12 protein-coding genes are annotated in these 12,779 nt (G+C 65.3%); all 12 read left to right on the top strand.

Features of this window, described 5'->3' with window-relative positions:
• Positions 1–22 precede the first annotated feature (22 nt).
• The 12 genes from minC to AC1MEM_RS04140 all read left to right on the top strand — a co-directional run bounded on the left by minC (position 23) and on the right by AC1MEM_RS04140 (position 12,679).
• Positions 23–820 (top strand): septum site-determining protein MinC, encoded by a 798-nt coding sequence (gene minC / locus AC1MEM_RS04195; protein ID WP_499475529.1) that lies wholly within the window; start codon positions 23–25, stop codon positions 818–820.
• Between the two features lie 72 nt (positions 821–892).
• A complete protein-coding gene (gene minD / locus AC1MEM_RS04190; RefSeq protein ID WP_499475527.1) occupies positions 893–1,708 on the top strand; it encodes a septum site-determining protein MinD in 816 nt (271 codons plus the stop codon).
• Position 1,709: 1 nt separating this feature from the next.
• Complete coding sequence (gene minE, locus AC1MEM_RS04185) at positions 1,710–1,961, top strand: cell division topological specificity factor MinE (protein ID WP_192052476.1); 252 nt, start codon at positions 1,710–1,712, stop codon at positions 1,959–1,961.
• 443 nt (positions 1,962–2,404) lie between these two features.
• Entirely contained in the window at positions 2,405–3,097 is a 693-nt protein-coding gene (locus AC1MEM_RS04180) for a response regulator transcription factor (protein WP_499475526.1), read from the top strand.
• A 153-nt stretch (positions 3,098–3,250) separates the two neighbouring features.
• Complete coding sequence (hemA, locus tag AC1MEM_RS04175) at positions 3,251–4,534, top strand: glutamyl-tRNA reductase (RefSeq protein WP_499475524.1); 1,284 nt, start codon at positions 3,251–3,253, stop codon at positions 4,532–4,534.
• A gap of 93 nt (positions 4,535–4,627) precedes the next feature.
• Complete coding sequence (gene prfA / locus AC1MEM_RS04170; protein ID WP_499475523.1) at positions 4,628–5,704, top strand: peptide chain release factor 1; 1,077 nt, start codon at positions 4,628–4,630, stop codon at positions 5,702–5,704.
• Between the two features lie 102 nt (positions 5,705–5,806).
• Complete coding sequence (locus AC1MEM_RS04165) at positions 5,807–6,283, top strand: disulfide bond formation protein B (protein ID WP_499475522.1); 477 nt, start codon at positions 5,807–5,809, stop codon at positions 6,281–6,283.
• Positions 6,280–7,101, top strand: coding sequence for a peptide chain release factor N(5)-glutamine methyltransferase (gene prmC / locus AC1MEM_RS04160; protein WP_499475520.1), 822 nt, complete (start codon positions 6,280–6,282; stop codon positions 7,099–7,101). Before AC1MEM_RS04165 ends, prmC begins: the two co-directional genes overlap by 4 nt.
• 193 nt (positions 7,102–7,294) lie before the next feature.
• Positions 7,295–9,250: a DUF885 domain-containing protein gene (locus tag AC1MEM_RS04155; RefSeq protein WP_499475519.1), complete on the top strand. Its 1,956-nt coding sequence runs from the start codon at positions 7,295–7,297 to the stop codon at positions 9,248–9,250.
• Between the two features lie 225 nt (positions 9,251–9,475).
• Positions 9,476–11,074 (top strand): glutamate--cysteine ligase, encoded by a 1,599-nt coding sequence (gshA, locus tag AC1MEM_RS04150; RefSeq protein ID WP_499475518.1) that lies wholly within the window; start codon positions 9,476–9,478, stop codon positions 11,072–11,074.
• A gap of 52 nt (positions 11,075–11,126) precedes the next feature.
• Complete coding sequence (locus AC1MEM_RS04145; protein ID WP_499475516.1) at positions 11,127–12,209, top strand: histone deacetylase family protein; 1,083 nt, start codon at positions 11,127–11,129, stop codon at positions 12,207–12,209.
• Positions 12,210–12,226: 17 nt separating this feature from the next.
• On the top strand, positions 12,227–12,679 hold the full coding sequence (locus AC1MEM_RS04140; protein ID WP_499475514.1) for a GNAT family N-acetyltransferase: 453 nt from the start codon (positions 12,227–12,229) through the stop codon (positions 12,677–12,679).
• Positions 12,680–12,779 lie beyond the last annotated feature (100 nt).

Raw genomic sequence — 12,779 nt, 5'->3', positions numbered from 1 at the left:
GCTCATCCAACCTGATCCGTTTATGTCGAAAAGCCCGTCCAGCCTGCCCATCGAAATCAAGATTTCCACGGTCGTCGCCATCTCGGCGATCCTGCACTCGGTCGATCCGATTGCGATCGATGCGGCCCTCAAGCAGATGACCGGCGGCGTCTCGGACTTTTTCGAAGATGAATTCGCGGTGATCGACGTCGGCGCCATTGCCGCCGAGACCACGTATATCGACTGGCGCGCGCTGGTCGACCTGCTGAAAAAATACCGCCTGAACGCGGTGGCGGTGCGCGGTGCGACGCCTGCGATGAGCGATGCCATCAAGGCACGCGGCCTGGCGCTCGACGACGGCGCCGGCGCCGAGCGTGCGCGCGAGGATGTGGCGGCGGCAACCGCCGCCAGCGCCGCCGTCACGATCGTGCCGGTGCAGCAGCCGGCGCCGCAAGCCCAGCCGCAACAGCCGCAACAGGCGATGCCGGCACAGGCGGCGTTGCCGGCGATGATCGTCGACACGCCGGTGCGTGCCGGCCAGCGCGTGTATGCGCGCGGCTGCGACCTGATCATCACGGCAGCGGTCAACAATGGCGCCGAGATCATTGCCGACGGCAGCATCCACGTGTACGCGCCAATGCATGGGCGCGCGCTGGCCGGCGCCTCGGGCAATGCCGAGTCGCGCATTTTTGGTTTGTCGCTGCAACCGGAACTGGTGTCGATCGCAGGCGTGTACCGCACCTTCGACGACGGCTTCCCTGCCGAGCTGGCACGCCAGCCGGCGCAAATTCGCCTGGTCGGCGACCGGCTCGATATATCATCTCTGACTTCGCATCGCTGAGTCCGGCTTCGCCGCGCGCATAAAATGGCCAACCCGGCCAGGCATTGACCAGATACTGTAAAGGACATTTTTGTGGCAAGAATTATTGTTGTAACGTCCGGTAAGGGCGGCGTGGGCAAAACCACCTCCAGCGCAAGCTTCTCGACCGGCCTGGCCCTGCGCGGCCACAAGACCGCCGTGCTCGACTTCGACGTCGGCCTGCGCAACCTCGACCTGATCATGGGTTGCGAACGCCGCGTGGTGTACGACCTCGTCAACGTCGTGAATGGCGAGGCGACGCTGAACCAGGCCCTGATCAAGGACAAGCACTGCGACAACCTGTTCATCCTGCCGGCCTCGCAGACGCGCGACAAGGACGCCCTGTCGGAAGACGGCATCGAGCGCGTGTTGAACGAACTGGTCAAGATGGACTTCGAGTTCATCATCTGCGATTCGCCGGCCGGTATCGAGCATGGCGCGCTGATGGCCCTGACCTTCGCCGATGAAGCGCTGATCGTGACCAATCCGGAAGTGTCGTCGGTGCGCGATTCGGACCGCATCCTCGGCATCATCCAGGCCAAGTCGCGCCGCGCCCAGACCGGCGGCGAGCCGGTCAAGGAACACCTGCTCATTACCCGTTATTCGCCGAAGCGCGTCGAAAACGACGAGATGCTGTCGTATCAGGACGTGCAGGAAATCCTGCGCATTCCGCTGATCGGCATCATCCCGGAATCGGAATCGGTGCTGCACGCCTCGAACCAGGGCAACCCGGCGATCCATTTCAAGGGCACCGACGTGGCCGAAGCCTATGAAGACGTGGTCGCCCGTTTCCTGGGCGAAGACCGCCCGCTGCGCTTCACGAATTACGAAAAGCCAGGCCTGCTGCAGCGCATCTTTGGGGCAAAGTGACATGGCCCTGCTCTCATTCCTGTTCCCAGAAAAGAAGAAGAGCGCGACCGCGGCCAAGGAACGGCTGCAGATCATCATCGCCCGCGAGCGCACCAACCGCGCAGGTCCCGACTTCCTGCCGGCGCTGCACCGCGAACTGATCGAAGTGATTTCGAAGTACACCAAAGTCAACGCGGACGACATCAAGATCTCGCTCGACCGCCAGGGCAACCTGGAAGTGCTCGATGTGAACGTGGTGCTGCCGGACGCCTGACGGCCCCTCCGCTCCCGCTCAGATACAGGCGTCCGGCAACCCCGGGCGCCTTTTCTTTTTCCGGCCCGGCCACCTCCCCGCCTCATGCCGGCCTGGCCTTGCGTCATCCACGAACCTTGTAGGACTGCGCCTCAGCCCCACAGCCGGTTACTTGTTAAATACGCCAGCAAGTTAGTAAATGGGTGAAACACTGTTGTTTTTTGTCCATTAATGTTGCATTTTTGCTGCAACAGGTCAAGCTGGCTCCTGCCCTCATAAACTGTCGGAATTGAGTGATCGCATAGGGAGAACTGATGAGAATGGAATTCCTTGAGGCAACTTCCGCCTTCTTTCGATAAAAAATGAAAATTAACGATTAGCATTATTTTGTCAAAGTCTGCTATAGTCGGTTTAACGTTGTAGGACTCATCCTACAGTATGAATTTGACAATGTGTGTGCGCCCATGAGAATAGCCGTCCTTGATAATGACCGTAGTCAGGCAGACCTGGTTTGCCAGGTGCTGAGTGCCGCTGGCCACAGTTGCCAGTTCTTTGACAACGGCAAGGAGATGCTGGCGCAGATGCGCAAGGACAGCACCGACCTCCTGATCATGGACTGGCCCGCAGGGGACGTGGAGGCGGCCGATATCCTGCGCCGCGCCAAGGAAAAGATGGCGCCCGACGCTCCGTCGATGTTCCTCGTCAGCGGCAGCGCGGAAGACGACATCGTGGCCGGCATGGCCGCCGGCGCCGACGATTACCTGGTCAAACCGCTGCGCCGCGGCGAGCTGGTCGCCCGCGTCTCGGCCCTGCTGCGCCGCGCCTATCCGGCCCAGACCGGTACCGAACAGCTGCAATTCGGCTCCTACGTGTTCGAAACGCGTCCGGGCCGCCTGCTCAAAGACGGCAGCGTCATCGAAGTCACCCAGAAAGAGTTTTATCTGGCCCTGCTGTTCTTCCGCAACATCGGCCGCCCGCTGTCGCGTGCCTATATCCACGAAGCCGTCTGGGTCCGCGAAACGGCCGTTCCCTCGCGCACCATGGACACCCATGTTTCGCGCGTACGTAACAAGCTGAGCCTGCGTCCGGAAAATGGTTTCAGGCTGGTGCCGGTGTATAGCTACGGATACCGTCTCGAAAAGCTCGGCGCCGCCTGAGATTGTGTAGGGTGGGCGCCCCGTGCCCACCGTTGTTATTACCCCCTTGGCAACGACTGCGCAACGTTTCGCGTGGGCACAGGGCGCCCACCCTACCCCATGCGCGCATGGGGGTATAATGGCTGTCACAGTCTCCCTCCATTTTTTCCCAGCATGCAACTGCTCGCCGTTGGCCTGAACCACACGACCGCACCGGTCTCGCTGCGCGAGCAGCTGGCGCTCGGGCCCGAGCAGCTCGGGCGTGCAGTCCACTCGGCGCGCGAATGGTTCGGCCGTTTCGGCAGCTCTGACGCGCCCGGCGGCGACGAAGCGGCCATCCTCTCCACCTGCAACCGCACCGAACTGTATGCCGCGAGCGGCGTGGCCAACCCGCTCGACGCCTCGGCCCAGTTCCTGGCCCACTACCACGCCCTGAATTTCGCCGAGCTGCGCCCGCACCTGTACATGCTGCCGCAGGACGACGCCGTGCGCCACGCTTTCCGCGTCGCCTCCGGCCTCGATTCGATGGTGCTGGGCGAACCGCAGATCCTGGGCCAGATGAAGGATGCGGTGCGCACCGCCGATGAAGCCGGGGGCCTCGGTACCTATTTGCACCAGCTGTTCCAGCGCAGCTTCGCCGTCGCCAAGGAAGTACGCACCACCACCGAGATCGGCGCCCACAGCGTGTCGATGGCGGCCGCCTGCGTGCGCCTGTCGCAGCGCATTTTCGACAGCATCGCCGACCAGCACGTGCTGTTCATCGGCGCCGGCGAGATGATCGAACTCTGCGCCGCCCACTTCGCCGCACACAACCCGAAATCGATCACGATCGCGAACCGCACCATGGAACGCGGCGAGTCGCTCGCCACCCGCCTGAACGCACGCGCGATCCGCCTGGCCGACCTGCCGCAGCAACTGTCGCAGTTCGACATCGTCGTCTCCTGCACCGCCTCGACCTTGCCGCTGATCGGCCTCGGGCTGGTCGAACGTGCCATTAAAGCGCGGCGTCACCGCCCGATCTTCATGGCCGACTTGGCGGTTCCGCGCGACATCGAGCCGGAAGTCGCGCGCCTGGACGACGTTTTCCTCTACACGGTCGACGACTTGGCGCAAGTGGTGCAGACCGGCATGGAAAGCCGGCAGGCAGCCGTCGCCCAGGCCGAAGCCATCATCGAACACCGGGTCGCCTCTTTCATGCACTGGATCGGCGACCGCGCCGTGGTGCCGGTCATCCAGCAACTGCATGAGTCGAGCGAGGCCCTGCGCCTGGCCGAACTCGAACGCGCGCGCAAACTGCTGGCGCGCGGCGAAGACGCCGACGCCGTGCTGGAAGCGCTGTCGAAGGGCTTGACCGCCAAATTCCTGCACGGTCCGCAACAGGCGCTGCACCGCGCCGAAGGCGACGAACGCGCGCGCCTGGCCAGCCTGCTCCCGCAGCTGTTCCGCGGCCGCCGTTAGCGTCTTTTACGCTGCAGTTGCGCCCGCAGTGACTACACGTGGGCGTGTCCCGGCGCCCCTGCGCCTTCCGTAACAACTCTCTCCGAATCCGCTATGAAACCATCGATGCTGGCCAAGCTGGACCAACTCGCGAACCGCCTGGTCGAACTCGACGAATTGCTGACCCATGAAGGCGCCACCGCCAACATGGACAATTATCGGAAGATGACGCGCGAACACGCCGAAATCGGCCCGCTGGTCGCGCTCTACCGGCAATACCAGGAAGCGAATGGCGACATCGCCGCGGCCCAGGAAATGCTGGCCGACCCGGAAATGAAGGAATTCGCCCAGGAAGAAATCGAGTCGGCCAAATCGCGCCTGGCCGCGCTCGACCTCGACCTGCAAAAAATGCTGCTGCCGAAAGACGAAAACGACGAGCGCAACATTTTCCTCGAGATCCGCGCCGGCACCGGCGGCGACGAATCGGCCCTGTTCGCAGGCGATTTGCTGCGCATGTACACCCGCTTTGCCGAGCGCAATCGCTGGCAGGTCGAGATGGTGTCGGAATCAAACTCGGACCTGGGGGGCTACCGCGAAGTGATCGTGCGCGTGATCGGCAATGGCGTGTACTCGAAACTGAAATTCGAGTCGGGCGGCCACCGCGTGCAGCGCGTGCCGGCCACCGAAACCCAGGGACGCATCCATACCTCGGCCTGCACGGTGGCCGTGATGCCCGAGGCGGATGAGGTCGAGGACGTCAACATCAACCCGGCCGATTTGCGCATCGACACCTACCGCGCATCCGGCGCCGGCGGGCAGCACATCAACAAGACCGATTCGGCGGTACGCCTCACGCACCTGCCGACGGGCATCGTGGTCGAATGCCAGGACGACCGCAGCCAGCATAAAAACAAGGCGCAGGCGATGAAGGTGCTGGCCGCGCGCATCAAAGACGTGCAGTTGCGCGAACAGCAATCGAAAGAGGCCGCCACCCGTAAAAGTCTGATTGGCTCGGGCGACCGCAGCGAGCGCATCCGCACCTATAACTTCCCGCAGGGCCGCCTGACTGACCACCGCATCAACCTGACGCTGTACAAGCTGGACTTCATCATGGATGGCGACCTGACGGACCTGACCAATGCGCTGGCGGCCGAGCACCAGGCGGAATTGCTCGCAGCATTAGGCGATTAAGTCCACGTTAAGACAAGCACGTCTTGCCAATGTGAAAATACGGCAGCGGTTCCGCGTATGCGAGAATCGCGTCCATCTCCCGACCCCGAAAGCCGCTACGCGATGCCACGTTCCCGCTCCGTCCTCCTGATCATTGCGCTCGTCAGCTTTGCGCTGGTCGGCGCCGCCCTCTACCTGCAGCACGTCCACGACATGCTGCCCTGCCCCTTGTGCGTGATCCAGCGCTATGCCTTCCTCGGCATCGGCTTCGCCGCCCTGATTGGCGCATTGGGCAATAAAATCCGTGGCGGTGCCGGCGTGGCGCTGCTGGCGGCGCTGGGTGGACTGGCCGTCGTCGGCAAGCATTTATATATCCTGGCCCACCCCGGCTTTTCCTGCGGTATCGATCCGATGGAAACGATGCTGAACAAGATTCCGACCGCCACCATGCTGCCCTGGCTGTTCAAGGCCGAAGGCCTGTGCGAAAACGCCACCGACGGGCTGTTCGGCCTGTCGATCCCGCAATGGTCGGCCCTCTGGTTCGTGCTGCTGGCGCTGGCCCTGGTCCGGGTACTGCTTGCCGGGCGCCGCGCGCGATGACCATTGCACCTGGCGCCACGGTGGGCGCGCTGCAGGCCGGCCTGCCGCTCGACGCGCTGGAAAACCGCATCCTGCTGTGCCATGTGCTGGGCCTCACCCGCGTCGGCCTGATCACGAATTCCGAACGGGCGCTCAATGAGAGCGAGGCGGCGCGCCTGGCTGCGCTGGTCGAACGCCGCGTCCAGGGCGAGCCGATCGCCTACATCGTCGGGCAGCGCGAGTTTTTCGGCCTGCCCTTCCAGGTGAATCCGGCCGTGCTGATTCCCCGTCCGGATACCGAACTGATCGTGGAACTCGCGCTGGAACGCCTGGCGCCGCGCGCACGCCTGCTCGACATGGGCACCGGCAGCGGCGCGATTGCGGTGTCGGTGGCGCATACGCGGCCCGATGCGCTGGTGACGGCGCTCGACGTCAGCGAGGAGGCGCTGGCCGTGGCGCGCGCGAATGCGGCAGCCAATCGCGCTACCGTGCGCTTCCTGCGCAGCGACTGGTTTACAGCCTTGGGTAGTGAAGAATTCGACCTGATCGCCTCGAATCCGCCCTACATCGCTTCCGGCGACGAACACCTGGTGCAGGGAGACTTGCGCTTCGAGCCGAGCGGCGCGCTGACCGATTTCGCCGACGGCCTGTCGGCGCTGCGTACGATTGTCAAAGGCGCGCCCGCGCACCTGGTGCAGGGCGGCTGGCTGCTGCTGGAACACGGGTATGACCAAGCGGGGGCCGTGCGCGCGCTGCTGGCCAATGCCGGGTATGGCGAAGTGCAGAGCTGGCGCGACCTGGGCGGGATCGAGCGCGTCAGCGGCGGACGACGCGGGTAAATCGGCGGCCCATGCATAACGTAGGGTGGGCACTTGTGCCCACGCGGTGATACGGAGAGGCGAGATCGTCGCGCGCGATAACGGAGCCCGTACGTATCACCGCGTGGACTCGGGAGTCCACCCTACGTCCCCGCAGTGCGCGCCCTTCCTCAGGGCGTTGCTACAATGCCCACTCCGCCACCTCCCCTTCCCGATGCGCCGCCTGTTCACTTTCCTCGTCCTGCTATCCGCCCTGTCCCACGGCATCGCCCACAGCGCGCCGGGCCCGGCGGCGGCCTTGTTCGAGCGCGACTGGCAATGGCGCCTGGAACACCATCCCGAATACGCGACCACGATCGGCGAACGCCGCTACAACGACCGCCTGTCCGACCTTTCACTGGCCGCGGCGAAGGGCGAGCGCGAGCACCTGCGCGCCATGCTCGAGGAAGCGCGCGCCATCGACCGCGCCGCTTCCAGCGCGCAAGAGCGCCTCTCGCTCGACCTCTTCACCTTCGACAAGGAGCGCCGGCTCGCCACACTGGCCTTCACGCCAGTCGATCCGCAGCCGCTCACGAGCTGGGATGGCCTGCAGGTGCGGCTGCCGCGCCTCGTCGCCCAGACGCCGTTCGCCACCGAAGAGGACTACCGCAACTACATTGCGCGCCTGAACGCCTTGCCGGGCCACGTGGACGGCCTGATCGAAGCGCTGCGCGAAGGCATCCGTACCGGCTGGACGGCGCCAAAGACCAGCGTACGCGGCGTGCCCGAGCAGTTGCGGGTACTGCGCGAACACCTGGCCGATGGCCCCATGGGCGCGCCGCTGCGCCGCATTCCCGCCACCATCGACGTCAAACTGCGCGAGGAATTGCTGACCGCCGGCACCACGGCCCTGAACGACAACGCGGCACCCGCCCTGCGCCGGCTGGAAGACTTCGTGCGCACCGAGTATTTACCGGCCGCGCGCGACACGCTGGGCGCCTCCAGCCTGCCGGGCGGTCCCGGCTACTACGCCTTCCTCGCCCGCAAGGCCACCGGCAGCGAGCTGACGCCGGCCGAGCTGCACGCGCTTGGACTGAAGGAAGTGGCGCGCATCCGCGCAGCGATGCTCGAGACGGTCCGGCATACCGGCTTTCGCGGCAGCCTGCCCCAGTTCCTCGCCTTTGCACGCTCGGATAAACGCCTGTTCGCGCACGATGCCGAGGCGCTGCTGGCGCGCTACCGGCGCACGATCGAGCGCGCGCAAGCGCGCCTGCCTGGCCTGTTCGGCACGATTCCCGAGGAAGAGATCGGCGTCAAGCGCCTGGGCCTCGCGGGCGGCAGCGGCCAGGTGGCGGCGTATTACGAAGCCGGCACGCCGGAGCGCAGCGCGGCCCTGGTCGTCAATACCGAGCGCCTGGACAGCCAGCCGCTGTGGGAAGTCGAGACGCTGGCACTGCACGAAGCCGTACCGGGCCACCACCTGCAGGTGGCGCGTGCCCGGTCGCTGCGCGAACTGCCGGCCTTCCGCAGAAAAGGCTGGGACGACGCCTATGGCGAGGGCTGGGCCACCTATGCCGAGAGCCTGGGGCCGGAACTGGGCTTTTTCCGCGATGCGTTTTCCCGCTTCGGCTACCTGAACGACGACATGTTCCGCGCCGCCCGGCTGGTGGTCGACACCGGCATCCACGCGCTCGGCTGGTCGCGCCAGCAGGCGCTCGACTACCTGAACGCGAACACGGCGAATGCACAACAGGACAACGAAGTCGAGGTCGACCGCTACATCGCCCAGCCTGCCCAGGCGCTGAGCTACAAGGCGGGCCAGCTGCGGTTCACGGCCTTGCGCGATAAGGCGCAGCTGGCCCTCGGCCCGCGCTTCGACCTGCGTCGTTTCCACGACGCGCTGCTGGGCAATGGCGTGCTGCCGCTGCCGCTGCTCGAGCGGCAGATGGGAAAATGGTTATCGGTTCAATTGGGCGGGCCGGAGGTGCCGGCCCCGGCACCAGCGCCGGCGGCAGCCCCGGCCAAGCAGGCTGATGAGGCTCCACCCGCCGCGCCGGCGCCGGGGAAGCAGCCTGCCGCAACGCCCCCTGCCGCGCCGGCGAAACCACCCGCGGCAGCGCCTGCGCCCGCTGTGAACAAGCAGCCCGCCGAGACGAACGCGCCGCCGCCAAACCCACCGCCGCACCGGTGAAGCCGGCCGCCCCGGCACCTGCACCGGTACCGAATAAACGTCCCGGCGACGCGCCGGCAGCCGCGCCCGCCCCTGCCCCGGCGGCATCCGATTAACACCGTCCGCCGCCATCGATCCCGGGTGACATCGGTCGCCGGCCGGAAATGGACCAGCCGCCGACGCGCTGTCCGAATTTCGGTTACTCTCTGCCCAATCGCTATTGGCAGTATAAGAAAGGAAACACCCGTGTCGAACCAACTGACCCGCCGCCTGGCCCTGCTGGACGACGATGCCCACCGTGGCCTGCTCGGCCAGGGCCTGCGCGGCATCGAACGCGAAACCCTGCGCGTCGACCCGCAAGGCCAGCTCGCGCGCACGCCACATCCGGTCCAGCTCGGCTCGGCGCTGACCAACCCGCAAGTCACGACGGACTACGCCGAGGCGCTGCTCGAATTCATTACCCCGGCCGAGCACGACATCGGCCTGGCGCTGCACCGCCTCGATGCGATCCACCGCTTCGCCTATTCGAAGCTGGGCGACGAAATGCTGTGGAGCTCGTCGATGCCGGGCGAACTCCCGCCCGAAGAAGAGATCGAGATCGGCTGGTACGGCAGCTCGAACATCGGCATGCTCAAGCACGTGTACCGCCGCGGCCTGGCGCTGCGCTACGGCAAGGCGATGCAGTGCATCGCCGGCATCCACTACAATTATTCGCTGCCGGAACAGCTGTGGCAAGTGCTGCTGGCCAGCGAAGGCATCCCGGAAGAACGGAGAAGCGCCCTGCGCGACTTCCAGTCCGAAAGCTATATCGCCACCATCCGCAACTTCCGCCGCTACAGCTGGCTGCTGATGTACCTGTTCGGCGCCTCGCCGGCCCTGACGAAAAGTTTTCTCCGCGGGCGCGAGCATGCGCTGGAGACCCTGTCCGACGACACCCTGTACCTGCCGTATGCCACCAGCCTGCGCATGAGCGACCTGGGCTACCAGAACGATGCCCAGTCCGGCCTGCGTCCGCACGAGAACAGCCTGGAAAGCTATGTCACGAGCCTGATGGATGCGGTCAACCGGCCCTACGCGCCCTACGCGGAAGTCGGCACGAAACGCGATGGCGAGTGGATTCAATTGTCGACCAATGTGCTGCAGATCGAGAACGAATACTATTCGACGATCCGTCCGAAGCGCGTGATCCGCACCGGCGAGCGTCCGGTGCAGGCCCTGTGCAACCGCGGCGTGCAATACATCGAGGTGCGCTGCCTGGACGTCGACCCGTTCGAGCCGATCGGCATCAGCATCGAGACCGGCCGCTTCCTCGACGCTTTTTTACTCTTCTGTACCTTGGAGGAAAGCCCGATGATCAGCGCCGCCGAGGGCCAAATCCACGCCCGCAACTTTGCGCGCACGGTGAAGGAAGGCCGCAAGCCGGGCCTCACGCTCACGCGCGATGGCGAGGAAGTGTCGCTGCAAGCCTGGGCCGACGAGCTGATCGAACGGATCCGTCCGCTGGCGCGCCTGCTCGACGAAGAGCACAACGAGAGCGGCGTGCACGAAGCATCGCTGGCCCAGCAAAAGGCCAAGGTCGCCGACCCGGACAAGACGCCGTCGGCACGCGTGCTGGCGGAAGTACGCAAGCTCGGCTCGGCCGCGGCCTTCGGGCTGCAGCAGAGCGAGCTGCATGCGGCCTATTTCCGCGAAAGCCCGCTGATGCCGGCCGAGGAAGCGGTATTCGCCGAGATGGCGGCCGCCTCGCTGGCCGAGCAGGCGATCGTCGAGCAACAGGACACGGGCAGCTTCGACGACTTCGTGGCGGCGTACAACACCAGTACACTGTGCGGTAACAACGCGTAAATAAACGGCTTCTGCATTGCCGCTGCGCGGAACCCGCACTGCAGGAGGCGCCTTGCTCACTTTTTATAACGAACACCATGCCCTGCACCGCGCGAAATCGGCGCAGCTCGACGGGCAAGCGGGTGCGTTCGAAAAGCCCGGGCAGGTCGAAGCGGTGCTAAACGAGCTGCAGCGGCGCGGGCTGGGCGAGATCGTCACGCCGCACCGCGCGCCCCTCGTGTCGCTCGAACGCATCCACACCCCGCGCTACCTGCACTTCCTGCGCAGTGCCTGGAGCGAGTGGAGCGCACTCGACCCGGCGCATGCCGGCCAGGATGCACGGGCATCAAACTGGCCGATCCGCGGCACCCGCAGCGACATCGAACCCGACAGTTTTAGCGGGCGCCTCGGCCTGTATTCGAGCGACGCCACGGTACTCACCGCCGGCACCTGGAATGCCGCCAAGACCGGCGCCGACTGCGCCATCAATGCCGCGCACGCGTTGCGCCTGGGCCAGCGCGGCAGCTTTGCGCTGACCCGCCCGCCCGGCCACCATGCCGGCGCCGATTATTTCGGCGGCGGCTGTTTTTTGAACAATGCGGCGCTGGCGGCCCAGCACCTGCTCGACGACGGCCTCAAACGGGTGGCCATCCTCGACATCGACTACCACCACGGCAGCGGCACGCAGGGCATTTTCTATGCGCGCAACGACGTGCTGACCATCTCGCTGCACGCCGATCCGCGCCTTGATTTCCCCTATTATCTCGGCCACGCCGACGAAACGGGCATCGGCGACGGCAGCGGCTACAACATGAATCTGCCGCTGGCGCGCGGCGCTACCGCATCTCACTGGCTGGCGGCGCTGGAAACGGCCTGCATCAAGCTGGGCATGTTCGCGCCCGAGGCGCTGGTGGTGTCGCTCGGCGTCGGCGCGAACGCAATCGCAACCGCGAGCGGGGCCGCAAGCGGGACCGCAAGCGGGAAATTCTCCCTGCACGGCGCCGACTACCTGCGCATCGGCGAGCGCATCGCCTGGCTCGGCCTGCCGACCGCCTTCGTGTTCGAGGGCGGGCAAGCCGGGGCCCGGGTCGCAGCCGATAACGGCATTCACACGGTCAACGTGCTCGAAGGCTTCGAGACGGCGGCCCATACTTAACCCACGGATTTTTCTACATGATCGAATGGCAATGGAGCAGCTTCGCCGAACTGAGCGGCGCGCAGCTGTATGAAGTCCTGGCACAGCGCCAGCAAGTGTTCATCCTCGAACAGACGTGTTTGTACCCGGACATCGACGGCTACGACCTCGACGCCCACCACCTGCTCGGCTGGCGCGACATCGGCGGACGGCGCGTGCTGGTGGCCTACCTGCGCTGCCTGGCGCCGGGCGCGAAATACGACGAGATGTCGCTCGGACGCATATTGACCACCAACGACGTGCGCGGCAGCGGCGCCGGGCGCGAACTCGTCGCGCACGGCATCCAGTACGCCGAGCGGCTGCATCCGGGCCACCGCATCCGCATCGGCGCCCAGCAGCGGCTCGAAAAGTTTTACCAGGATTTTGGATTCAACACCGTCTCCGCCCCTTACGACGAAGACGGCATCATGCACATCGACATGCTGCGTTAAGAGCCTATCCCAGTAGTCCGGGGGAAGCTGATGGCGATGCATGGCAAGCGCGGGCAAGGCGCGAGGAGGCCGCATGGCTGGCCACGAATTTTCCAAATGC

The sequence above is a fragment of the Telluria sp. AIW5 genome, from assembly GCF_056680575.1.
This window is presented reverse-complemented; position numbering and strand designations above follow the sequence as displayed.

Bases quoted from the DNA above. Each gene is read 5' to 3' on its own strand.
- AC1MEM_RS04165 (WP_499475522.1), top strand. From the start codon at position 5,807: ATGCCACGTTCCCGCTCCGTCCTCCTGATCATTGCGCTCGTCAGCTTT.
- hemA (WP_499475524.1), top strand. From the start codon at position 3,251: ATGCAACTGCTCGCCGTTGGCCTGAACCACACGACCGCACCGGTCTCG.
- prmC (WP_499475520.1), top strand. From the start codon at position 6,280: ATGACCATTGCACCTGGCGCCACGGTGGGCGCGCTGCAGGCCGGCCTG.
- minC (WP_499475529.1), top strand. From the start codon at position 23: ATGTCGAAAAGCCCGTCCAGCCTGCCCATCGAAATCAAGATTTCCACG.
- AC1MEM_RS04155 (WP_499475519.1), top strand. From the start codon at position 7,295: ATGCGCCGCCTGTTCACTTTCCTCGTCCTGCTATCCGCCCTGTCCCAC.
- prfA (WP_499475523.1), top strand. From the start codon at position 4,628: ATGAAACCATCGATGCTGGCCAAGCTGGACCAACTCGCGAACCGCCTG.
- AC1MEM_RS04140 (WP_499475514.1), top strand. From the start codon at position 12,227: ATGATCGAATGGCAATGGAGCAGCTTCGCCGAACTGAGCGGCGCGCAG.
- AC1MEM_RS04180 (WP_499475526.1), top strand. From the start codon at position 2,405: ATGAGAATAGCCGTCCTTGATAATGACCGTAGTCAGGCAGACCTGGTT.
- minE (WP_192052476.1), top strand. From the start codon at position 1,710: ATGGCCCTGCTCTCATTCCTGTTCCCAGAAAAGAAGAAGAGCGCGACC.